Raw genomic sequence first — 22971 nt, 5'->3', positions numbered from 1 at the left:
CCGCTGCCGATTTGAATTCGCTTCCGATTTCGTCCAAGCCGAAGGGGTCGATCCCGATGGGAGATGCACGTGCTGAACATGCTGCTGATGCTGGGCGCCGCCGCGCAGACGCCGGTGGAACCGCCGCTGATTCCAGCCTTTTTTACCGCGCAGACGCTCTATGAGATCTGTGCACGACCCAATAACGGCCAATGTTCGATGTACGTCGCCGGGGTGATCGACGGCGTGTTCCTGACCGAGGCGCGCACCGGCGACGAGACGATCTGCCGCGCCGCTATCACCAATCAAAAGGCCGCCGAACTCGTCACCGCCTATCTCACCGCGCATCCCGAACGGCGCACGGAATCGGCCGCGAGCGCGGTGAAGGCGGCGATCGCCACCGCGCTCCCCTGCCAGGCGGTATAGACGTCAGACCGGGTAGAGCGCCTCCGCGGGCGCCACCGCCGCCGCGACGAGCCCCAACGCCTCCGGCACAATCTGCTCGACATAGAAACGCGCCGCCGCGCGCTTGAGCGTGCTGAACGCCGGATCGCCTGCCGCATCGGCCATACGACCACTGCGTTCCATCAGCCACCCGCACACCGCGACCGACAGCATCGTCAGGAACGGCGTGCTGCCCGCGAGTCGATCGTCGTCGGTCGCATCCAGCAACGTCTGCGCGGTCGCCTCGCACGCGTCGATCAGCGCGCGCAGGGCCGGGGCCTCGGCTTCGGCGCGCATGTCGGCGATCAGCGCGGCAAGCACGGCACCGCCCGCCATCGGTAGCTTGCGGCCGACCAGATCGGCGGCCTGGATACCGTTGGTGCCTTCGTAGATCGGCGTGATCCGTGCCTCGCGAAAATACTGCGCGACACCGGTCTCCTCGATATAGCCCATCCCGCCATGCACCTGCACGCCGAGGCTGGTGACGACGCAGCCGATCTCGGTCGCGTGCGCCTTGGCGAGCGGGGTAAGCAATTCGAGCCGCCCGCGCGCGCCCTCGTCGCTAAGCGCGGCGCGATCGACCTGCGCGGCGGCGTAATAGACCAACGCGCGCGCGGCCTGCGTCTCTGCGGTCATCCGCATCAGCATCCGGCGGACATCGGGGAATTGGATGATCGCCGCCGGATGTCCCTCGCGCCGCCCCTGAATCCGCTCGCGCGCATAAGCGACCGCCTGCTGCGTCGCTGCCTCGGCGATCTGGACGCCCTGCAAGCCGACGTTGAGCCGCGCGTTGTTCATCATCGTGAACATCGCCGCCATCCCACCCAGCTCGTCGCCGATCAGCTCGCCAACGCAGTTCCCCTCGTCACCAAAAGCGAGCACGCAGGTGGGCGAGCCGTGCAGCCCCATCTTGTGCTCGATCGAAACCACGCGCACGTCGTTGACCTCACCCGGATTCCCGTCGGCGTCGGGCCGGTATTTGGGAACGAGAAACAGCGAGATGCCGCGCGTCCCCGCGGGCGCATCGGGCGTGCGCGCCAGCACGAGATGGACGATATTGTCGGCCATGTCGTGATCGCCGAACGAGATGAAGATCTTGGTGCCCTGAATCGACCAGGTGCCGTCGCCGCGCGGCGTCGCCCGCGCCTTGAGCGCCCCGACATCCGAGCCCGCCTGCGACTCGGTGAGGTTCATCGTCCCCGTCCATGCGCCGGTCGCGAGCTTGGGGAGATAAAGCGCCTGCTGCGCCGGGGTGCCGTGATGGAGCAGCGCCTCGATCGCGCCCACCGTCAGCGTCGGCGCGAGCGCGAAGCTCATGTTGGCGCTGCCGAGCGTTTCGAGCACTGCGGTCTGGAGCGTGAACGGCAAGGCCTGCCCACCCCACGCCTCGGGCACGCCGATCGTGCCCCAGCCGCCCTCGACATAAGCTTTGTAGGCGGCGGCGAAGCCATCGGGCATGCACACGCCATTGGGGGTCCAGCGTGCGCCCTCGGTATCGCCCAGCCGGTTGAGCGGTGCCCATTCGCCCACGGCGAAGGCGCCGATTCCGTCGAGCACCGCGTCGATCGTATCGGGGGTGGCCCCGGCGAAGCGCGGCGTATCGGCCAGCGCCGCGATGTCGACGATGTGATCGAGCACGAAGCGCTGATCGGCGAGCGCAGGCGTGAAGGGCATCGGCATCCTCTCTTTGTGCTTGGACGTCGCCGCGATATAGCGCGACGAAATGACCGCTCCAAACTTCGTCGTCACGACGCGCACCTTACGCTACGGCCCGGCCGCGATCGCCGAGGCGGCAGCGCTGATCGCAGCGGGCGAGCCGGTCGCGGTGCCGACCGAGACGGTCTACGGACTCGCTGCGGACGCGACCAACACCGCTGCCGTGGCGCGCATCTATGCTGCCAAGGGCCGGCCGAGTTTCAACCCGCTGATCGTCCATGTCCCCGATCTCGCCGCCGCCGAACGAATCGGCATGTTCGACGCCGATGCACGCGCACTGGCACAGGCTTTCTGGCCGGGACCGCTGACGCTGGTCGTCCCGCTGCGCCCCGATGCGGGAATCGCGGCGCTGGTGACCGCCGGGTTGACGACGATCGCGCTGCGCGTGCCACGCCACCGCGCGATGCAGGCACTGCTCAAGGCGACCGGCAAGCCGCTCGCCGCGCCATCGGCCAATGCCAGCAATCGCATCAGCCCGACGCGCGCGGCGCATGTGCTGGCCACGCTCGATGGGCGTATCCCCTTAATTGTCGATGACGGCCCGACCGCGGCGGGGCTGGAATCGACGATCGTCAAGAACGGGGCGATCCTTCGTCCGGGGCCGATTGCCGAGATCGATCTCCGACACTGTCACCACCCCGGCGAGGAAAAGCCCCCGGTGACGCAAGATAGCGATGCCGGACAGCGGCCGTCGCCGGGATCGGCAGTCGAGGCGCCCGGGCAGCTTCCGACCCATTATGCGCCCGCGAAGCCGGTACGGCTGAACGCCATCGACGCGGCTGCCGACGAATGGCTGATCGGTTTCGGCACGATCGCCGGGGATGACACGCTCTCGGCCTCGGGCGATCCGATCGAGGCGGCGGCGCGGCTGTTCGATGCGCTGTACCGCGCCGACGCATCCCCCCGCCCCCGCATCGCGGTCGCTCCCGTGCCCACTGCGGGCATCGGCGCCGCGATCAACGACCGGCTGCGCCGCGCCGCACACCGATAACGGTCTTTACGTCAGCGCAACGACGGTTAGGCTGCCTCGATCCCGCCATGCTTCGAGACGCGGGAGACAGGAGGGTGCCATGACCAACGTACAACGGGGGCTAGCGGAACTTATCGGGACGTTCTGGCTGGTATTGGGGGGCTGCGGTGCTGCGGTGTTGGCCGCCAGCGTGCCCGGTGTCGGCATCGGTTATGCGGGCGTCGCGCTCGCCTTCGGGCTGACGGTGCTGACGATGGCGTACACGATCGGCCATATTTCGGGCTGTCACCTCAACCCCGCGGTGACGATCGGCCTGTGGGCCGGCGGCCGCTTTCCGGCGAAAGACATTCCGCTTTACGTCGCGGCACAGGTCATCGGCGCGATCGCGGCGGCGGCGCTTCTCTATCTGATCGCCAGCGGCAAGGCCGATTATTCGCTGGCGACCAACGGGCTGGCGGCCAACGGCTTCGGCGAGCATTCGCCGCAGAGCTTTTCGCTGACGTCGGGGCTGTTGCTCGAGATCGTGTTGACCCTGTTCTTCGTGCTCGTCATCATGGGATCGACCGACAGCCGCGCGCCCGCCGGGTTCGCGCCGATCGCGATCGGGCTGTCGCTGACCTTGATCCACCTGATCTGCATCCCGGTGACCAACACCTCGGTCAACCCGGCGCGCAGCACCGGCCCGGCACTGATCGCGGGCGGCTGGGCATTGCAGCAATTGTGGCTGTTCTGGGTGGCCCCGATCGTCGGCGGCGTGCTCGGCGGCCTCATCTACAAGACGCTTGGCGCCGATTCGGGCAAACGCCCCGATGTGACGGGCGAACCGCTCTGATCGATCCGTGGTGGGAGCGCCGAAGTGCCGGCGCCCCATCACGGCGTCTATACGCGACTCTCAGGCGGGCGCGCTTTCCTTGGCGCGATCGGCGAAGCGCTTGCGCAGCTTCTGGAGCTTGGGCGGGATATGCGCGATGCAATAGGGATTGCGCTGGCCCTCGCCCTCCCAATATTCCTGATGATAGTCCTCGGCCGGCCAGAAACGGTCGGCAAGCTCGATCGTGGTGACGATCGGCTGCGGCCATTCCGCCTGATTGCGTTCGATCGCGGCCAGCGCGGCGTGATGCTGCATCTGATCCTGCGGGAAGATCGTCGAGCGATATTGCGTGCCGACATCATTGCCCTGCCGGTTGAGCTGGGTCGGATCGTGCGTCGCGAAGAAAATATCGAGCAGATCGGCATAGCGTACGGAATCGGCGTCGAAGGTGATGCGGATCGCCTCGGCATGGCCGGTATCGCCGTTGCACACCTGCTTGTAGGTCGGGTTCTCGGTCGAGCCGCCCATATAGCCGCTTTCGACATTTTCGACGCCGATCACGTCGTTGAACACCGCCTCGGTGCACCAGAAGCATCCACCCGCCAGAATCGCCGTTTCGCTTGCCATCGCTCTTTCCTTCCGTTCTTGGGAGACAAGATAGGATGGCGAAACGCAAAGGAAAACCGATGGCGAGCGTGATGGTGACGGGCGGGGCGGGCTATATCGGCAGCCATGCGGTGCTGGCGCTGCTCGATGCGGGGCACCGCGTGGTCGTGATCGACAACCTCGTCACCGGCTTCGCCTGGGCGATCGACCCGCGCGCCGCGTTCGTCGAGATGGCGGTCGAGGATAGCCGCGTGCGCGATGTCATCGCTGGGCACGAGGTCGAGGCGATCATGCATTTCGCCGGATCGGTGGTGGTGCCCGAATCGGTCGCCGATCCGCTCAAATATTATCGCAACAACACCGCCGCGAGCCGGACGCTGATCGACAGCGCGGTAACCGCGGGGGTGAAGCATTTCATCTTCTCCTCGACCGCCGCGACCTATGGCATCCCCGAGGTCGTGCCGGTGCATGAGGACAGCCCGACCCGGCCGATCAATCCCTATGGCATGTCCAAGCTGATGACCGAGATCATGCTCAAGGACACCGCGGCCGCGCATCGGATCAATTATGCGGCGCTGCGCTATTTCAACGTCGCAGGCGCCGACCCTGAAGGCCGATCGGGTCAATCGACCGCGGGTGCGACGCATTTGATCAAGGTCGCGGTCGAGGCGGCGACGGGCAAGCGCGGGCATGTCGCGGTGTTCGGCAGCGATTTCGCTACCCCCGACGGCACCGGCGTGCGCGACTATATCCATGTCAGCGATCTCGCCGCCGCGCATGTCGATGCGCTCGCCGCGCTGATCGCCGAACCGGCGCGCAACCTGACGATGAACGCGGGCTATGGCCGCGGCTATTCGGTGCTCGAGGTGCTCGACGCGGTCGATCGGGTGACCAATGTGACGATCGAGCGCCGCATCGAAGGCCGCCGCGCGGGCGACCCCGATGCGCTCGTCTCGGACAACCGCCGCATCCTTGAAACGCTGCCCTGGCGGCCGCGTTATGCCGATCTCGATCGCATCGTCACCGATGCGCTCGCCTGGGAGCGCACGCTCGCCGAGCGCGGCTAAATTTTAGGATACCAGCAGGCTCACCGATGGGGATGGCCGCTGTTGGGGGGAGCGGACCTAGCCGTCCCCAAGCGTCGGTGCTGTCCCGGCGAACGATAGGCCGCATCGTCGCTCTACCGATCGGTTCGCGCGCACCAAGAGAGGAACAACCAGACGCTGCTCTTCCACAGGTATCTTAGTCCCAATCTTGCCCCACTCATGCCAATAATGCGTGCTGCCATTCGATTTCACGCCGACATCGAGAGTGTAGGCTCCCAATAGAGATGGATCGGAATAGTTGAACTGCGTGACGGTGATCCCGCGCTCAAATCCACGCGGCCCATTCCCATCCGACTGATACGATCCTCGTCTCACATCCGGCGCAACGGCACGCAGCGCCTGCTCAATGCAGTCGTAATCGACAGTGCCGCTAAAGTCCTTCTTCCACGCCACGTGAACGCCCGGATCGCAACCGGCTACTCCGCCGATCAGCACAATGGCGACCGCGCGCGCAGCTAGGGATCGGATGTTCACGGCCCGAGACTGATCGAGATTGGATATGTCTGCAAGTGGGCGCTTCTGCCGCTTCGATTACGTCCACGACCTGGCCTGCGATGTCCAGTCACGCTGCGAGGGCGCGGCCGATCGGTTCGGCGTCGGGGACGATCAGGTGCAGCATGCCTTCGGTGCGCGCCACCGCGCGGACGCCCAGCGCGGCCAGCCCTGCATCATCGACTGCATCGTCCCGTAACCGCAGCATCAGCCGGCTGGGATTGGCGGTGACCTCGGCGAGATTGTCGCGGCCGCCGAGCGCAGTCAGCCAAGCGGTGACGTCGGCGATGGGCGTAATCGTGGCCCTGGGCGACTCGATCACCGCTGCGGCACCGAGCGGCCCTGCTGCCGCGCGCATCTCGGTTGCGACCAGATCGGCTTCGGGGCCGAGCACCACTTGCAGCGCTTGTGCCGAAGGTCGCACGACCCCCTTGGCGCCCAGCGCGCGTAGCCGTGGCTCATCGACCGCGCCCTGATCGGCGACCACCAGCCTGAGCCGCGTGGTGCAGGCGTCGATGCTCGCAAGATTCGCTGCCCCACCGAGCGCCGCGACGAAGGCGGGGCCGCGCGATCCCGCGACGGGCGCGATCTCCTCGCCCACGGGTTCATCCTCGCGGCCGGGGGTCTTGAGATTGAAACGGAGGATCGCGAACCGGAACACGCCGTAATAGAGCAGGAAATAGACGATCCCGACGGGCACCAGCAGCAGCGGCCGCGTCGCCTTGGAAAAATTGAGCGCGTAATCGAGCAGCCCCGCCGAAAAGCCGAAGCCGAGTTTGATCCCGAGCAGGTCCATCAGCGCCATCGCCAGCCCGGTCAGCACCGCGTGGAGCGCATAAAGCAGCGGTGCCAAGAACATGAAGCTGAACTCGATCGGCTCGGTCACCCCGGTCAGGATCGCGGTCAGCGCCATCGACAGCAGCATCCCGCCCACCGCCTTGCGCCGCTCGGGGAAGGCCGAGCGATACATCGCGAGACACGCCGCGGGCAGGCCGAACATCATCACCGGGAAGAACCCGGCCATGAACGCCCCCGCCTTCGGATCGCCCGCGAAGAAGCGGTTGAGATCACCGGTGCTGCCGTGGAAATCGCCGACGAGGAACCAGGCGAGGTTGTTGAGGATATGGTGCAGCCCGGTGACGATCAGCAGCCGGTTGAGCAGCCCGTAGAAGAACAGCCCGACCTCGCCCGAACCGATCACGAGCGTCGAGAGCGAATCCATCCCCCCATCGATCGGCGTGTAGAGCCCGCCGAACACCAAAGCGAGCCCGAGCCCGGCCACCCCCGACAGGATCGGTACGAACCGCCGTCCACCGAAAAAGGCGAGATATTCGGGCAGCCGGATCGTCGCATAGCGATTATAGAACGCCCCCGCGATCAGCCCCGACAAAATCCCGACCGGCACCGAAAGCTTGGCGATCGCCTTGGTCCGCCACGCCTCGGCGGCAAGCGCGCTGGCATCGGCCGACAGCCCGGCGAGCGCCTCGGGCGGGACGGAGAGCAAGGTCATGCTCCCGCGCGTCGCGACGAGGAAGCAGACGATCCCGGCCAGCCCCGCCGCGCCATTATTGTCCTTGGCGAGCCCGACGCCGATGCCGAGCGCGAACAGCAATCCCAGATTGTCGAAGATCGCCGCCCCCGCCGCCGCGACGAAAGGCACGTCGAACAGATCGGGCTGGCCGAGCCGAAGCAGCAGCGCCGCCACCGGCAGCACCGCGATCGGCAGCATCAGCGCCCGGCCGAGCGGCTGGAGCGCTTGCAACGAGAGCCTCATGCGGCATCCTCCATCAACGATCGGCTGAGCGCGCGCACCGCCCCGGCATCGGGCGCGAGCAACGCGGCGCGCGCGAGATCGCGGCAGCGCCCCATGTCGAGCCCGCGCACCAGCGCCTTGATCTCGGCGATCGTGGCGGGCGGCACCGACAATTCGATGACACCGAGCCCAAGCAGCACCGGCACCGCCTCGGGCTCGGCGGCCAGCCCGCCGCACACCCCGGTCCAGCGGCCATGGATCGCGCCGCCGCGCACCGTCTCGTCGATCAGCCGCAGCACCGCGGGATGGAGCCCGTCGAGCCCCGCGGCCACCGCCGGATTGGTGCGATCGCGCGCGAGCGTATATTGACTGAGATCGTTGCTGCCGACCGAGAAAAAAGCGGCATCTTCGGCAAGGCTTGCGGCGAACAGCGCGGCAGCGGGTGTTTCGACCATGATGCCGAGCGCGGGCGCGGCGACGCCGGCTTCCCCGGCAAGCCGCCCCAGCAACGCGCGTGCCGCGCCCAGTTCGGCCCGATCGGCGACCATCGGCAGCATGATGCTGAGCGCGCCCTGATGCGCCACACCGAGCAAGGCGCGAAACTGCGTCTCGAGCAGATCGGTGCGCGCCAGCTGGAGGCGGATGCCGCGCAGCCCGAGCGCCGGATTTTCCTCGGCCGCGAATGCGAGCCACGGCGCGGGCTTGTCGGCACCGATATCGAGCGTGCGCACGATCAGCGGGCGCGGGCCCAGCGCGTCGGCGATGGCCTGATACGCCGCGCGCTGTTCGGCCTCGTCGGGCGGCGCGGCGCGATCGAGGAACAGGAATTCGGTGCGCAACAGCCCGCATCCCTCGGCGCCTGCCGCCACTGCCGCGCGCGCATCGGCGGCCGAACCGAGATTGGCGACCACCTCGATTCGAACGTTGTCGCGCGTCATCGCCGGGTCATGCGCGCGCGCCTCGGCTGCCTTGCGCCGCGCCGCACGCACCATCACGGCTGTGCGCGCATCCGCGATCACCGCGGCAGCGGGCGCGATCGTCAGCGTGCCATCGGCCAGGATCAGATCGACGCCGTCCTCGACCAGTGCGAGCGCCGGGCCAAGCCCGGTGAGCATGGGCACGCCCATCCCCGCGGCGATGATCGCGACATGCGAGGTCGCGCCGCCCTGCGCGAGCGCGATGGCCGCCGGGCGCGTCTCGAGTGCGAGCAATTGCGAGGGAAAGAGTTCGTCCGCGACGAGAATCGCGCCCTCGGGCAAGGCAGATGCGGGCGCTTCCTCGCCCGCCAGCGCCGCGCGCACGCGGCGTTCGAGATCACGCAGATCGTCGATCCGTTCGACGAAGCGGCGATCGCCCGCCGCGCGCAGCGGCGCGATAAAGCCCTCGATCGCCGCACGCCATGCGAAGCCCGCGCTTTTGCCGGCAGTGATCGCACGCTCGGCCGCCGCCTCGACCTCTGGGTCGTCGAGAAAGGCGAGATGCGCCGCCGCGACGCTGGCGCCGTCGCCCTTGCCGAGCGCAGCGGCATGGAGCGCCGCGCGTACCTTGAACCGCGCGGCGGCCAGCGCCTGCCGTTCGAGCGCGGGGCCTTCCCCGGCTTCGGCGGCGGCAAGCGCGGTATCGCGCCATCGGTAGGCGCGGCCGATCGCCATGCCGGGCACCGCGACCACGCCGGTCAGCCGATCGGGCAGCACCATCGCGGGCACGGGCGCCGGTGCGGGCGCGGCAGGCGCCACCGCGCGATATTCGTCCATCCCGGTTTCGAGCAGATCGGCGATCGCCGCCACCCCCGCTTCCGCCCCGCGCACCGTAACCGTATCGCCATGGCGGAGCGCGAGCGCGAGCATCGCGACCGCGCTTCGCGTTGAGGCGGTCCGGCCATCGGCGGCGATCAGTTCGACCGCCTCGTGCGCACCAGCCAGTTTGGCGACGCGCGCGGCGGGCCGGGCGTGAAGCCCATGCGCAAGCGGCAACCGCAGCGTACGCTCGGCGATCGCCACGACATCAGACGCGACCGTCGAGGCGGGGGCAACAGCACGAAGCTCGTAAAGCGCCTGGCCCGCCGCGATCAGCCGGGGCTCGGACAAGGCGGTGAGCACGAAGGCGTCATTATTGGTGACGATCACCGGCGTCACCAGACTGCGCGCGCGCCGCCCCACGGCGTCGAGATCGATCGTGACCAGCAGATCGCCCGTCGCCACGCGATCGCCCGCATGCACGGCGGGGGTAAAGCCATCGCCATCGAGCCCGACCGTATCGAGCCCGATATGGAGCAGCAGCACCGGCCCTGTATCGAGCGTGATCGTCACCGCATGGCCCGCCGGATGGACGCTGTCGATCACGCCATTGCCGGGTGCGACCAGCCGCCCGTCGATCGGGTCGATCGCCACCCCGTCGCCCAGCATGCGATCGGCAAAGACGGGATCGGGAACCTCGGCAAGCGGCGTCACCCAGCCGGCGAGCGGGCTCGCGATTGGGATCATTCGGGCGCGCCCAGCGTCAGCCGATCGAGCACCCAATAGGGATCGATCCCGGTTTGCGCGAAGGTGAGGCACAGATCGTGCGTCCCCGGTTGCGGCGCGATACTGCCCGACACCGTGGTGACGCCAGCGCTGGCGAGGGCGGCGGTGAGCGGCACGGTGGCGATCACCGGGCCGTCGCAGGAATCGCGCCGCACCTTGAATTCGCCCGCCGGTGTTGCGGGGGCTTCGTGGGTGATGTGCTTGATGTCGTCACCGATCGCGAAGTTGAACGGCATCTGCCCCACCTCGGCGGTGATCCGCGTCGCACCATCGAGCGGCGCGTCTTTCCAGATCCAACACGGCTTCATGATATCGACCCAGTGGATGCGGCGGACGCCATCGGTCACGCCGTCATCCTCAAGCCGCAGAGGAATCGCGTTGGAGCATAGATCCATTTCGGCGGCGGCGCGCGTGCGCAGCACATCGGGCGTCACCGCCCAGCGCATTTCATCGCCCAGCGCGACATCGCCGGCAAAGCTTTGCGCACGCACGATCGTGCCGTACGCAAGCTTCAGCGGGACGGTATAGGCGGACGACGTCGCCGTCGGCGCGCTACCGTCGGTGGTGACTCGCACCGTACCGATCCCAGCCGGCTGATCCAGCACCACCTCGATCGCATCGCCCCGGCCGGCAAAGCGGGCGAGCGGGACCAGCGGTGTGACGTTGTAGGCAAGCCCCATGCGCTGCCAGCGGCCGAACGCGGCGACCAGCCGATCCGACAGCCCGTCCCAGTCGCGCGGCGCGCTGGACCAGGCCATGTCGGCCAGAATCGCGGCGCGCGGCCACATCATGCGATCGGCATAAGCAGTGGTGCTGAGATGCTCGGTCCACAGATTGCCCTGAAGCCCGAGGATATGCTTGCGCTCGGCAGGCGTCAGCGCGGCGGGCGCCGGATCGAAGGCGTAGAGCTTGCGCCAGTCGACCAGTTCGCCGGGGCCACCGGGTTCGTCGGGCGACACGCTCTGCCGATAGTTGAAATACAGCGTCGGCGCCGGCGAGAGCACGGTATCGTGTCCGGCCCTGGCGGCGGTGATCGCGCCGTCGATCCCGCGCCACGACATCACCGTGGCGTCGGCAGGCACCGCGCCGTCGAGGATTTCGTCCCAGCCGATCAGCTTGCGATCGTGCTTCGCGAGATACGCCCCGATCCGGGCGGTGAACCAGCCCTGGAGCGCGTTCTCGTCCTTGAGCCCGAGCGCCGTGATTTTCGCCTGGATCGCGGGATTGGCCTTCCACTGACCCTTGACCGCCTCGTCACCGCCGACATGGATATAGCGCCCCGGAAACAGCGCCATCACTTCATCGAGGACATGTTTCAGAAACGTGAAGGTGGCGTCATCGGCATTGTAGAGGTTGGGCAAGATGCCCCAGTCGTGGCTTGGCGCCGTGGGCGGGTTGGAGGTCGAGGCAAGCGTGGGATAGGCGGCGATCGGCGCGGTCGCGTGGCCGGGCATCTCGATTTCGGGGACGATCGTGATGTGGTGCTGCGTGGCATAAGCGACGATGTCGCGGATCTCGGCCTTGGTGTAGAAGCCGCCGTAGCGCACCGGATTGCCCGCGGCATCCACCCCCGCCGCGCCCGCGGGTTGCCGCCACGCGCCGACCTCGGTGAGCTTGGGATAGCGATCGATCTCGATCCGCCACGCCTGATCGTCGGTTAAGTGCCAGTGGAGCGTGTTGAGCTTGGCCATCGCCATGCGGTCGATCAGCGCCATAATATAGGCGGGCGGCTGGAAGTGGCGCGCCGAATCGAGCATCACGCCGCGCCAGGCGAAGGCGGGCGTGTCGTCGATCGTAACCGCGGCGATCCGGCCGTCCTTGCTCGCGGCGATCAACTGCCACAGCGTTTCCGCGCCGTAAAAGAGCCCCGCGTCGGTGGAGGCCGAGATGGTGGCACTGGTGGGGGTGACCACCAGTCGATAGGCTTCGGCACCCTTGATGGCGGGATCGCGCGCGAAGCGGATACGCCCGGTTCGGGTCAACGCCAGATCCGGCCCGCCGGTGCGCTCGACCAGCGAGCGCAGGCGCCCGGCCGCCGCGAGACTGCCGTCATCAACCACCGCAATCCCGGCCCCCGCCACCGTGAAAAAACCGTTTTGCGGCGTCACGCTGGCAGGCATCGGCAGCAGCGGCAGGCTCGATTGGGTGTGCCCCGCCGCCGGCAGGATCAGCGACAGCGCGGCCGCGGCGAATATGGTACGCATCTGGGAAACCCCTTCAAGCGGACATGCCGATCGACGCCATACCGCGAAAGCGCCGGGCGCCGCTAATGCCAAGTACCGGCCCGCGGTGGACCGGCCCGGCGATGACGGGCGGCGGCGTGATGGTACACGCCGCCGCCGCTGCACGATCAGAAGTTGAAATTGACCGTGGCCATGAACTTGCGCCCGCTTTTGTACACCCCGCGCGGCAGCCGCGGGGTGTTGGCATAGGCATAATATTGGCTGTCGGTGAGGTTCATGCCCGACAGCGTCAGCCCGACGTTGCGGGTAAAATTATACGTTGCCGACACGTCGAGATTGGCGCTGTCGCGAACGTACATCTGGTCGCCGCGATCGATGCCGGTGAAATATTTCGACCGCCACGTATAGGTGCCGCGTACCGCCACCGGGCCACTTTCGAAGAACGGGCTGAGGCTCGCCTGATGCCGCGAATTGAACGGCAGGTCGGCGCCGTTCTGGCCGCTGCCGTCCGAATAGGTGTAATTGGCGAGCACGCCGAAGCCCATCGGCAGGCTCTGCTGATAGGCGATCGCGAAACCCTTCACCTTGGCCGATCCCGCATTGTACGGGCGACTGATCTGATAGGTCGTCACCATGTTTTGCGACTGATTGAAATAATCCTCGGGCGCGGTCTTCTGAAGGATGTAATTACCGACATCCTTGTAGAACACCTCCGCTGCCAGGATCGCGCGCGGCGCCAAATACCATTCGAGCGAGGCGTTGTAATTGCTCGATTCGTACGGATCGAGATTGGGGTTGCCGCCGCCGCCGGTGAGGATCTGATCCGACAGCCAGAAATAATTGGTCATGTCGGCATAGTTCGGCCGCGCGATCACCTGCGCGGCAGCGAAGCGGACGATCAGATCGGGCTGGAGGTTGATCGCGACGTTCACGCTCGGCAGCACGTTCGAATAATGTTTCGACGTGGTCTGCCAGGTCCAGTCGGGTTCCGAATTGCACGGCGCGCCGGGATTGCAGACAAAGCCCGCGCTGGCGCTCTTGGTATCGACATAGCGCGCGCCGACATTGCCGCGCAGCGCGCCCTGTTCGAAATTGACCTGTGCATAGGCCGCGTGGATCTTCTCCTTCACGTCCCAATTGCCCGCGGTGAATTCGGCCGCGGCGAACATCGACGGCACCGGGAACGCCGCGCCGGGCGCGAGCCAGTCCCCGCCCTCGACATAATCGACCATCGCACCGCCATCGATTTTGAATCGCCCGGTCATCTGATCGTTCACACCGTCGAAGCCGTTGAGATAATTGCTGCCCGCCCCGCTCGGATCGAACAGCGACGCTGGCGCGCTGACCCCGGCGACGGTGACGCCCGCATAGGCCTGGCTGGTTTGATGGTCGCGATATTTGTAGCCGAGCTGGATGCTCTTGAGGCTGCCGTCGAACTTGAGCGTCAGATCGGCCTGCCCATAGCGTTCCTTGTCGCGCGTCGGCTTGTCGACGAGATTGCCGCTCCAACCCGGATCGGTCGCGAACGCGGCCGGGTTGCCGAGCACGTCGCCGGGATAGCTGATCGTGCCGGGCGCCTTGGGGGCGCCGCCGATATCGACCGTGTAATCGGACCAGTTGAGGAATTCGAGAAACACCTGGTGCTTGCTGCCGCCATCGGCCTTCGAACTGCCGCCCTCGACGTTGAGCGCCCAGCGATCGTCTTCCCACTCGGCCTGGCCGTGCCATGTCTCCGAATGCATCGAGGCGATGCGATATTGCGCATCGAACACCGACAGCGCGTTGGTGAAGCTGGCACTGGTAACAATGCCATCCTCGACATTGAGCCCGGTTAGCTTGTTGGCGCTGTTCCAGGTATTGCCGGGGAACGCATATAGCGACTGGTTGAAATTGTTGTAATCGGCGTCGATCCTGAGCCAGTCGGCGGTGAGCGTCAGCTGGCTGACCGGCTTCCACTGCGCGGTCGCCGAATAGGTCAGCCGTTCGCGCTCCTGCTCGAAATAGCTGGTGCCGAACGCATTGGGGAAACGCGCGCCGGGATTGGCAGCGAGCGTCGACGCGCAAGCATCGGTGCAATTGCCCGACCCCGATATTCTCGTATCAGCAGGATTCGTGGGAACGGGATAGGCGTCCTGCGGCCGTGAGCCGGCCTTGGCGTCGTTCTTGCCATCCCAGAAATCGGCGGTGATCGTGCCATAGCTTTCGAGCCCGTCGCGGCGCAGCCGATCCTTGGCGCGCTGGAACGACGCGAGCAGGCCGATCGTCCCGGCCTCGTTGCGCCAGCTCAGCAGCGCCGAGCCTTGCAGATCGCCCTTTTTCGAGCGGTCGTTGTAGAGATAGCCGACCGCCGCCGCCGCCGTGAACGGATCGAGATCGAGCGGTTTGCGTGTGACGACGTTGACGGTGCCGCCGATCGAGCCCTCGTCGATCCGCGCCTCGGGCGACTTGTAGACATCGACGCGGTTGACGAGCTGCGGTGCGAGCAACGCGTAGTTGAAGGTGCGCCCCGGCGAATCGAGAATGAACCAATCGGCCGACGCGACCGTCTGCCCGTTGAGCAAGGTGCGGTTGAGCGCAGGATCGGTGCCGAGGATCGAGACCTTCTCGCCCTGGCCGAACGCCCGATCGACGGTGACGCCGGGCACCAGCGTCAGCGCCTCGGCGACGTTGGTGTTGGGGAATTTGCCGACGTCTTCGGCCGATACCGAATCGACGATCGCATTGGCGTTGCGCTTGGCGTCGATCGCGGCCTCCAGTGAGGCGCGGATGCCGGTGACGACGATCTCGCCCGGTGCATCGCCCTGGTTGGCGGTCGCGGCGCCGGTCGTGTCCTGCGCATAGGCTGGCGCGGCCATACCGAGCGCGAGCGCGCTCACGGTGCCGGCGAACATCATCCTGCTGGTGTGCAACATGTCCTCTCCCCCTTCTCCGGCCCCGCCCAATGGACAGGACCAAAATACGACCAACCTTGTCGATGAACCCACGCACTTCGGCGCCTTCGGGCTCTGATCGGCCTTCTGCCCCCTCATAAGGCGCGGATCGACCGCCGAATGCAATACCAAAAATGATGCCAATGTGCTTTTTTTCTATTTTGGTATTGAATAGGCATTACATCTCGCTCTAAGGTGCGCTGGTGCAGGGGGCGATGAACATGATTGTCGAACGGATCGGCAGGCTGGACACGGCGAGCGCGGCGCCGCTCTATCTTCAGCTTCAGCGCGTCTTGCGCGAGGCGATCGAACACCGCGTGCTCGGCCCCGACGAGGCGTTGCCGCCGGAGCGTGATCTTGCCGAGGCCTATAAGGTGTCGCGCGTCACGGTGCGCAAGGCGCTCGACGGGCTGGTCGACGCGCGGCTGCTGACGCGCCGGCAGGGCGCGGGCACCTTCGTCGCTGCGCGCGTCGAGAAGAATTTCGCCACCATTTCATCCTTCACCGAGGACATGCTCTCGCGGGGGCGCGCGCCGCGCAGCGAATGGCTGTCGCGTTCCGAGGGCAGTGTCACGCCCGAGGAAGCAATGGCGTTGGGGCTGAGCCCGGGCAGCCCGGTCTATCGCTTCACCCGCATCCGCTACGCCGACACCCAATCGATGGCGCTCGAACATGCGACGATCCCCGCGCGCGCGCTCGCCTCACCCGATCTGGTATCCGATTCGCTCTACAAAGCGCTCGGTGCCAACCGCCCGGTGCGCGTGCTCCAGCGGCTGCGCGCGGTGCTCTTCACCCCCGAGCAGGCCGAGTTGCTCGGGATCAAGCCGGCCTCGGCGGGGCTCGAGATCGAACGTCGCGGCTTCGCGCAGGACGGGCGCACGGTCGAATTCACGCGATCCTATTATCGCGGCGACGCCTATGATTTCGTGGCCGAGCTGAGCGTCGGCCCCGTATAGCTATCCCTGAACCCGGAGTTCGCGTCCTTGCCCTCCTCCCCCGATCGCACGCTGATGTTCGACGAAGCCGCCGAGTCCGGCGCGGTGGTGCAGCGGCAGCGTGACGCCAATCGTACGGCGCTGGTGGCACTGGGTGAGCGTTTGCGTACCCGGCGCCCCTGCGCGGTGGCGACACTCGCGCGCGGCAGTTCGGACAATGCGGCGACTTTCGCGCGCTATCTGATCGAAACCCGGCTCGGGGTGCTGACCAGTTCAGTGCCGCCCTCGGTCGCGTCGGTCTATAATGCCGCGCCCGATATGGCCGAGATGGTGATGCTGGCGATCTCGCAATCGGGCCAAAGCCCCGATCTAGTGAGCGGGCTCGCGGCGGCGCGCGCGCGCGGCGCATACGGCATCGCGCTGACCAATGCCGAAACATCGCCGCTCGCCGCCGGTGCCGATCTCTCGCTGCCGCTCCACGCCGGGCCCGAGCGCAGCGTCGCGGCAACCAAATCGTTCGTCGCGAGCCTTGCGGCAATACTCGATCTGGTCGCCCATTGGAGCAACGATACGTCGCTGGCATGCGTGCTCGACACGCTGCCCGATGCACTCGGTCGTGCCTGGGACTGCGATTGGGGCGCCGCGCTCGGCCCGCTCGACCGCGCGACGAGCCTTTATGTCGTCGGGCGCGGGCCGGGTTACGGCATCGCACAGGAAGCCGCGCTCAAGCTCAAGGAAACGTGCGGCCTCCACGCCGAAGCATTCAGCGCCGCCGAGGTCCGTCACGGGCCGATGGCACTGGTCGGCAAGGGATTCCCGGTCCTGCTGTTCGCGCAGGACGATGCGACCCGCCCGAGCGTTGCCGCGCTCGCGCAGGAATTTGCCGCACGCGGCGCGACCTTGTTCCACGCCGGGCTCGGCGATGCGCCGGGGATGGCGCTGCCCGTGCTCGACGCCGACCCCGCGATCCAGCCGCTGCTGATGATCGAGAGCTTCTACCGCCTCGCCAACGCGCTCGCGCTCGCGCGCGGGCACGATCCCGATTCGCCGCCGCATCTGGCCAAGGTTACCGAGACCGTTTGATGGCAATAGCGCTTTGCAACGCTCGCGTGCTGCTGCCGTCGGGGCTGCGCGACGATGTTTGCGTCGTGATCCACGGTGCGCACATTCGCGAGATCTCCTCGTCGCCGCCCGCCGATGCGACGATCGTCGACCTTGGCGGCAAATTGCTGTTGCCGGGGTTCATCGATTGTCAGGTCAATGGCGGCGGCGGCGCGCTGTTCAACACCGATCCGAGCGTCGCGACGATCGCCACGATCGCCGCCGCACACCGCCGTTTCGGTACCACGGGGCTGCTGCCGACGCTGATCAGCGACGATCTGTCGGTGGTCGAACGCGGGATCGCGGCGATCGACGCGGCAATCGCGCAAGGCGTGCCGGGGATATTGGGCATCCATATCGAGGGCCCGTTCCTCAATCCGCTGCGGCGCGGAATCCATCCCGAAGCCAAGCTGCGCCAGCTTGAGGACGGGCTGATCGATCTGCTCGCCACCCCGCATCGCGGCCGCACGCTGGTGACGCTGGCGCCCGAGCGCGCGACACCGGCGCAGATCGCGCGGCTGGTGGCGGCCGGGGTGATCGTCTCGGCCGGGCATTCAGACGCCGATTATGCGACCGTGCGCGGCGCGATCGACGCCGGACTGACTGGCTTCACCCATTTGTTCAACGCGATGTCGCAGCTCGCCAACCGCGCGCCGGGCATGGTCGGCGCCGCGCTTGAGGATGATGCGACCTGGGCGGGGATCATCGTCGACGGCCACCATCTCCATCCCGCGACGGTGCGCGTCGCGGTGCGCGCCAAGCGGACCGACCGGCTGATGCTCGTCACCGATGCGATGCCGAGTGTCGGTTCGACCGAAGCGACCTTCCTGCTGCAAGGTCGCACGATCCGGCGCGAGGGCGACATCCTGCGCGGCGCCGACGGCGTGCTCGCGGGATCGACGCTGACAATGGCGGGAGCGGTCGCCAATATGATCGCGCAAGGGCGGGTGTCGCTCAGGACCGCGGTCGCGATGGCGTCGGCGACCCCGGCGACGTTTCTCGGGCTGGCCGATCGCACCGGCGCGATCGCCGCAGGCTTCGCCGCCGACCTGGTGCTGGCCGATGACGCGCTGACGGTGGAACGGACGTGGATTGCCGGGCAGGCGGCTTAAGGCCAGCGCCTGGATTATCTTTCGTTTATCGTTACTTCCGAGTCGCCAGATGAGTCCATCCGGCTCGACATCACTCTAAATCCGCCGCGCGATCCAGCCCGCGAACCAGCCGAGCCCGATCGCGATCGCAACGGCAGTGAGGCCGTAGAGGATCGAGGCATGCTCGGCCGCACTGGCGACGAAGCGCTCGAAGCCCGATTTGCGGATATCGATCTCGCGCACCGCCGCGGCGAGCACGCGGCCGTCCTGGATCAGGAAAGTCTCGGCGGTGAACTTGCCGACAGGGACGCGCGCGGGGATCGCGATCCGGGCGCGATACAGCACGCCATCGGTGATCTCGACCGCCGCGGGTTCCTCGACATAGAGGCCGGTGCGGTGGCGCACGTCGACCAACCCCTTGGCGAACCGCGTCTGCTCGGCGATCGGCGCGGTCGAGGCGGGCGATAGCTGGAGGCTGTCGAGCCCGAGTTCGTAGATCGCGCGGGTGCGCGCATCGACCAGCTTCTCGATCGGCTCGGGCGAGGCGATCGCATAGAAGGACGGCGCCGAGCGGAAACGCATGCTTGCCGCGTTGATCCAGATGCCGGCGATCTTCTGCTTCTCGCGCAGCAGGATCGATTGGGTCGGGCCCTTGACGACGACCACCACCTCGGCGGGCGTCTCCTTCGCGTCGGGCACGCGCCCGCCGGGATAAAGGATCGCCCCGAACAGCAGCAATTGGGCGCCGGTGAAGCTGTACGCGATCTCGATATCGCGTTGTGACACATCGGGCACCAGAGTCGGTTTCTCGGCCCCGATCAGCAGCGGCGCGAGCAGCACCAACGGCCAGATACGCCGCCTCACAGCAGGTCGACCGAATAGAGTTCGGGCGGCCGCCAGCCGAGCCCGACCGCCATACGCACCGCGACCGCGAGCACCATCACCGCGAGCAGCAGCCGCAGATATTCGGGTTTGATCCGCGTCCCCAGCCGCGCGCCGATCTGCGCGCCCGCCACCGATCCGATCAACAGGAGCACCGCGAGCACGATATCGACCGCCTTGGTGGTAGTGGCGTGCACCATCGTCGCGATCACGGTGACGAACAGGGTCTGGAACAACGATGTACCAACCACCACCGCAGTGCTCATCCCCAGTAGATAGAGCATCGCCGGCACCATGATGAAACCCCCGCCGACGCCGAGCAGCACCGTGAGGATACCGGTGAAGAAGCCGAGCATCAACGGCCCCAGCGGCGAGATATAGAGCCCCGAGGCATAGAAACGCGTGCGAAACGGCAATGCCGCGATCATCGGATGATGCCTGCGCTTGCGCGGCCGACGCGGCGTGGCGCCACGCACCACCGCGATTGCCTGCAGCGATTCGACCGCCATCATCCCGCCGATGCCACCGAGCAGCACGACGTAGATCAGCGCGATCACGGTATCGATCTGACCGGTGGCCTGGAGCAACGCGAACAACCAGCCGCCCGCAACCGTCCCGACGATGCCGCCGGTAACGAGCACAACCCCCATCTTCATATCGACGCCCTGACGCCCGACATGCGCGAGAACACCCGAAACGCTGGAGCCGGTGACCTGACTGGCCGAGGTCGCCGCAGCGACGGTGGGCGGGATACCGTAGACGATCAGCAGCGGAGTCGTGAGAAAGCCGCCGCCGACCCCGAACATCCCCGACAATATCCCGACGCCGCCGCCCAGCAGGACGATCACGAACGCATTTACCGAGAGATTGGCGATGGGCAGGTAGACGTCCATCCCCGATGGTATCGCGTTCGTCGTCGCGGCGATAGCATCGGCATGTCGCGGTGCGTCAAAAATCGGTGCCGAGCGATAGCGCCGGCCCCGACCCCGGCCGCGTATCCCCCGCCAGCCGGGCCCGCCAATCGAGCGACAGGCGAACATGCGCACGCTGCCCCAGCGACAGATCGACAGCCATTGAGGGGCCTGCATCAAGGCGCGCCGCGTCGCGCTGCGCCGCACCCCAAACCCCTGCACCAAGATCGATACCGACACCCCCGATCGTGGCGACCCGATGCGCAAGCCGCGCCGCACCATCGGCGAATCCCTCTCCGCCGCGACGAGCAATCGCGCCGGCCTGGCCATAAGCCTCAAGCGTCACACCCGGCGCCACCGCTACCGGACCAACACCACCGATCACACCGATCGTCGGGCCGCCCTTGCCGCCATCGATGGCGAGCCGTTGCTCGGCAACCATCCGAACTGGCGCGCGGATCGGTTGCCACTCAACCCCCAGCGCTACCTCGCGCCCGTTCCCCCGGAGCGGCGTCGCCACGCGCCCGACCAGCGCAATGTGACGGCGCTGATCGATCGTATAGACGAGCCGCGCGCCAGCCTGACTGCCGCCAAGCTGACTACCGCCAAACGCCGCACCGGGCGCGCCATCGCCGCGCAGTACGATCCAGCCGCTTGCCAGCCAGCGCGAATCGGGTGCCGCCGCGCGCGGGGCGAGCGGTAAGCTGGCGGGGTCATGCCCGGTACGCTGGGCAAGCGCGAGCGTATCCGTCGTGTTGGACAACGATCGAGCCACCTCGGAAGGCGGAAGACGCAATGCCGCGATGATCGGCGCGCGCACCGCGACCCCGCGGCGGCGCATCCAAACCGGACTCGCCCCCGGCCGCCGATCCTCGACGCGTCGGGACGGCGGGTGCGGTACGAATGCATGATCGGGGATCTTCGCGGTCACCCGGTACGGGAGGGAGACGGCGACGGCAGCAGCGGGGGTTTTGAGCGCCGGCCACAGCATCACCACCCGCAGCGTGATCCAGCCACCCAGCACAATCGCGAGAAAGCGCAGCGGGCGGCCACCGGCGCTCACAGCACCGGCTCGGTCGCATCGTCTGTGGGAAAGTGGTGCGCCGTTTTGTCCCAACGTGGCGCACGCCCTGCGAGCATCCCGAGATAGCGCCAGATCGCGCGGCGCACCGCGAACATTGCAATCACATTGCCGACAAACGCGCGCGGCAGTGCCCACAATGCCTCGCGACGACCATAAGAGAGCCCGGTGAAACAGACGCGCATCGCGAGCCGCCACACCAACAGGATCGCGTTGATCGAGAGCAGGAGACTAAACATCCCATCGAGCCGCGGCGGCGCGATTCCGGTCGACCAATGGAGGGCTGTTGCCGCGCCCCACACCACCAGCGCGAAATAAGCAGCCGCGAGCACCAGCACCGCGAGCGGCGCCCGGCGATCACGCATCCGCATCCAGCGCTCGCCGAGATGGCGCCGCTGCCCCCAGCCGGTGCGATCCCACCCCGCCAGCGCGATGCCGACCAGCCAGCGCGCCTTTTGCCGCACCGCCGCGTCGAGCGTCGCGGGAAAATAGGCGCGGACCGCGACCACCGGCCCGCCGGGATATTCGGGGATACGCGCCAGAATACCGCTGCCGCCGAGCACACCGACGCGCAGCCCGAACTCATAATCCTCAGTCAGGCTCGATTCGTCGAACGGCACGCCACCGCGCAGCGTCGCGATCGCATCGAGCGCGGCGCGCGCGATCGCGCAGCCGACCCCGGCGAGCGGCAGTCCCGCGCCCAATGCTTCACGGACAACCAGTTGCTTGGTGTGCGCCTCCGAGAATTCATCGAGATAATGCCCCGAGACGAACCGCGAACATTGGTCGGGGAGCGGGAGAACGGGGAGTTGAACGACCCAATGCCGATCGATCAGGCGATCGAAGATCGCAAGCTCACCGGCATGGACGACATCTTCAGCATCGTGGAGCACGACCGCCTTGGCGCGTCCTCCTTCGGCCGTCTCATCGCGCAGCAGCGCCCGCCACAACGCGTTGAGGCAATCGGCCTTGGTCGTCGGACCCGGCCGCGGGCCGATCACCAGCCGTACACGCCCATCGCCCGCTGCGATTTCGGCCACGGCATCAATGGTGGCGCGATCATTGGGATAGACGCCGACATAGAGCCGGTAATTGGGATGATCGATCCGCGCCAATGCGGTGTCCAGCATCGCGCCGATCACGCGCGATTCGTCCCATGCGGCAACGAAGATGACGAGCCGGTCGGCGTCCTGCGCGACGACGAAATCGGCGAGCCGCGCGCGCGCGTAACGACGCATCACGGTTGCCCGACGCCAGCCAGTGCGGACGAAGAAGATGGCATCGATCGCGAGATCATCAATGCCGCCGATCAGGAAGCCGACCGCTGCGAACAGCATCGCCTCACGCACCACAGCATCGAGCCCCCAGACGACCCAGCCCCAGTCCACGGCTTCCGAGCCTCCCCCCGAGTCGGAAAGCCTGATGGTCGCGCTACCCAAGACGTTAAGCAAGTTTTTC

At 67.1% G+C, this 22971-nt stretch carries 18 protein-coding genes; 7 read left to right on the top strand and 11 right to left on the bottom strand.

The annotated features are described in order from the left end of the window. Positions 1-78: 78 nt before the first annotated feature. Positions 79-405: a Rap1a/Tai family immunity protein gene (locus tag NFE57_RS09665; RefSeq protein WP_252135443.1), complete on the top strand. Its 327-nt coding sequence runs from the start codon at positions 79-81 to the stop codon at positions 403-405. A gap of 3 nt (positions 406-408) precedes the next feature. On the opposite strand, the gene NFE57_RS09660 is transcribed toward NFE57_RS09665, so the two are convergent. Further along, entirely contained in the window at positions 409-2103 is a 1695-nt protein-coding gene (locus tag NFE57_RS09660) for an acyl-CoA dehydrogenase family protein (protein WP_252135366.1), read from the bottom strand. A gap of 43 nt (positions 2104-2146) precedes the next feature. On the opposite strand from NFE57_RS09660, the gene NFE57_RS09655 reads away from it, so the two are divergent. Both NFE57_RS09655 and aqpZ read left to right on the top strand, forming a co-directional pair. Beyond that, entirely contained in the window at positions 2147-3130 is a 984-nt protein-coding gene (locus NFE57_RS09655) for an L-threonylcarbamoyladenylate synthase (protein WP_252135365.1), read from the top strand. A gap of 79 nt (positions 3131-3209) precedes the next feature. Further along, on the top strand, positions 3210-3941 hold the full coding sequence (gene aqpZ / locus NFE57_RS09650) for an aquaporin Z (protein ID WP_252135364.1): 732 nt from the start codon (positions 3210-3212) through the stop codon (positions 3939-3941). Positions 3942-4001: 60 nt separating this feature from the next. Here the strand turns inward: aqpZ and msrA are convergent, their stop codons facing one another. Beyond that, entirely contained in the window at positions 4002-4547 is a 546-nt protein-coding gene (msrA, locus tag NFE57_RS09645; protein ID WP_252135363.1) for a peptide-methionine (S)-S-oxide reductase MsrA, read from the bottom strand. Between the two features lie 59 nt (positions 4548-4606). Between msrA and galE the strand changes: the two genes are divergently transcribed. Continuing rightward, complete coding sequence (galE, locus tag NFE57_RS09640; RefSeq protein ID WP_252135362.1) at positions 4607-5593, top strand: UDP-glucose 4-epimerase GalE; 987 nt, start codon at positions 4607-4609, stop codon at positions 5591-5593. 57 nt (positions 5594-5650) lie between these two features. Here galE and NFE57_RS09635 read toward each other — a convergent pair whose 3' ends face one another. The 5 genes from NFE57_RS09635 to NFE57_RS09615 form a co-directional block, all read right to left on the bottom strand. After that, positions 5651-6106 (bottom strand): hypothetical protein, encoded by a 456-nt coding sequence (locus NFE57_RS09635; protein WP_252135361.1) that lies wholly within the window; start codon positions 6104-6106, stop codon positions 5651-5653. A gap of 88 nt (positions 6107-6194) precedes the next feature. Further along, the gene (nagE, locus tag NFE57_RS09630) at positions 6195-7898 is read right to left on the bottom strand and encodes an N-acetylglucosamine-specific PTS transporter subunit IIBC (protein WP_252135360.1); all 1704 of its coding nucleotides are present in this window, start codon (positions 7896-7898) and stop codon (positions 6195-6197) included. Beyond that, positions 7895-10360, bottom strand: coding sequence for a phosphoenolpyruvate--protein phosphotransferase (gene ptsP / locus NFE57_RS09625; protein WP_252135359.1), 2466 nt, complete (start codon positions 10358-10360; stop codon positions 7895-7897). Before ptsP ends, nagE begins: the two co-directional genes overlap by 4 nt. Further along, positions 10357-12603, bottom strand: a complete 2247-nt coding sequence (locus NFE57_RS09620; protein WP_252135358.1) for a family 20 glycosylhydrolase — start codon at positions 12601-12603, stop codon at positions 10357-10359. Before NFE57_RS09620 ends, ptsP begins: the two co-directional genes overlap by 4 nt. 146 nt (positions 12604-12749) lie before the next feature. Further along, the gene (locus tag NFE57_RS09615; protein ID WP_252135357.1) at positions 12750-15494 is read right to left on the bottom strand and encodes a TonB-dependent receptor; all 2745 of its coding nucleotides are present in this window, start codon (positions 15492-15494) and stop codon (positions 12750-12752) included. A 233-nt stretch (positions 15495-15727) separates the two neighbouring features. Between NFE57_RS09615 and NFE57_RS09610 the strand changes: the two genes are divergently transcribed. From NFE57_RS09610 to nagA, 3 genes are read left to right on the top strand one after another with little or no spacing between them, the layout of a single operon-like run. Continuing rightward, entirely contained in the window at positions 15728-16468 is a 741-nt protein-coding gene (locus NFE57_RS09610; protein ID WP_252135356.1) for a GntR family transcriptional regulator, read from the top strand. A gap of 54 nt (positions 16469-16522) precedes the next feature. Further along, positions 16523-17530, top strand: a complete 1008-nt coding sequence (locus NFE57_RS09605; RefSeq protein WP_252135442.1) for an SIS domain-containing protein — start codon at positions 16523-16525, stop codon at positions 17528-17530. Further along, positions 17530-18660: an N-acetylglucosamine-6-phosphate deacetylase gene (gene nagA / locus NFE57_RS09600; protein ID WP_252135355.1), complete on the top strand. Its 1131-nt coding sequence runs from the start codon at positions 17530-17532 to the stop codon at positions 18658-18660. The genes NFE57_RS09605 and nagA overlap by 1 nt, the downstream gene beginning before the upstream one ends. Before the next feature lie 75 nt (positions 18661-18735). On the opposite strand, the gene NFE57_RS09595 is transcribed toward nagA, so the two are convergent. Genes NFE57_RS09595 through NFE57_RS09580 form a run of 4 tightly spaced genes read right to left on the bottom strand, consistent with a single transcriptional unit; the run spans position 18736 to position 22901 of the window. Next, positions 18736-19503, bottom strand: coding sequence for a TIGR02186 family protein (locus NFE57_RS09595; RefSeq protein ID WP_252135354.1), 768 nt, complete (start codon positions 19501-19503; stop codon positions 18736-18738). Then, the gene (locus NFE57_RS09590; protein WP_252135353.1) at positions 19500-20414 is read right to left on the bottom strand and encodes a sulfite exporter TauE/SafE family protein; all 915 of its coding nucleotides are present in this window, start codon (positions 20412-20414) and stop codon (positions 19500-19502) included. Before NFE57_RS09590 ends, NFE57_RS09595 begins: the two co-directional genes overlap by 4 nt. Before the next feature lie 55 nt (positions 20415-20469). Beyond that, entirely contained in the window at positions 20470-21495 is a 1026-nt protein-coding gene (locus tag NFE57_RS09585; protein WP_252135352.1) for a hypothetical protein, read from the bottom strand. Further along, entirely contained in the window at positions 21492-22901 is a 1410-nt protein-coding gene (locus NFE57_RS09580) for a glycosyl transferase family protein (protein ID WP_252135351.1), read from the bottom strand. Before NFE57_RS09580 ends, NFE57_RS09585 begins: the two co-directional genes overlap by 4 nt. Positions 22902-22971: the final 70 nt, after the last annotated feature.

The organism is Hephaestia sp. MAHUQ-44 (assembly GCF_023806085.1).
In the GTDB taxonomy this organism is placed as follows: domain Bacteria; phylum Pseudomonadota; class Alphaproteobacteria; order Sphingomonadales; family Sphingomonadaceae; genus Sphingomonas.
This window is presented reverse-complemented; position numbering and strand designations above follow the sequence as displayed.

Bases quoted from the DNA above. Each gene is read 5' to 3' on its own strand.
- msrA (WP_252135363.1), bottom strand. From the start codon at position 4,547: ATGGCAAGCGAAACGGCGATTCTGGCGGGTGGATGCTTCTGGTGCACC.
- NFE57_RS09660 (WP_252135366.1), bottom strand. From the start codon at position 2,103: ATGCCGATGCCCTTCACGCCTGCGCTCGCCGATCAGCGCTTCGTGCTC.
- NFE57_RS09620 (WP_252135358.1), bottom strand. From the start codon at position 12,603: ATGCGTACCATATTCGCCGCGGCCGCGCTGTCGCTGATCCTGCCGGCG.
- nagA (WP_252135355.1), top strand. From the start codon at position 17,530: ATGGCAATAGCGCTTTGCAACGCTCGCGTGCTGCTGCCGTCGGGGCTG.
- NFE57_RS09615 (WP_252135357.1), bottom strand. From the start codon at position 15,494: ATGTTGCACACCAGCAGGATGATGTTCGCCGGCACCGTGAGCGCGCTC.
- NFE57_RS09655 (WP_252135365.1), top strand. From the start codon at position 2,147: ATGACCGCTCCAAACTTCGTCGTCACGACGCGCACCTTACGCTACGGC.
- ptsP (WP_252135359.1), bottom strand. From the start codon at position 10,360: ATGATCCCAATCGCGAGCCCGCTCGCCGGCTGGGTGACGCCGCTTGCC.
- aqpZ (WP_252135364.1), top strand. From the start codon at position 3,210: ATGACCAACGTACAACGGGGGCTAGCGGAACTTATCGGGACGTTCTGG.
- NFE57_RS09605 (WP_252135442.1), top strand. From the start codon at position 16,523: ATGTTCGACGAAGCCGCCGAGTCCGGCGCGGTGGTGCAGCGGCAGCGT.
- nagE (WP_252135360.1), bottom strand. From the start codon at position 7,898: ATGAGGCTCTCGTTGCAAGCGCTCCAGCCGCTCGGCCGGGCGCTGATG.
- NFE57_RS09665 (WP_252135443.1), top strand. From the start codon at position 79: ATGCTGCTGATGCTGGGCGCCGCCGCGCAGACGCCGGTGGAACCGCCG.
- galE (WP_252135362.1), top strand. From the start codon at position 4,607: ATGGCGAGCGTGATGGTGACGGGCGGGGCGGGCTATATCGGCAGCCAT.
- NFE57_RS09610 (WP_252135356.1), top strand. From the start codon at position 15,728: ATGAACATGATTGTCGAACGGATCGGCAGGCTGGACACGGCGAGCGCG.
- NFE57_RS09590 (WP_252135353.1), bottom strand. From the start codon at position 20,414: ATGGACGTCTACCTGCCCATCGCCAATCTCTCGGTAAATGCGTTCGTG.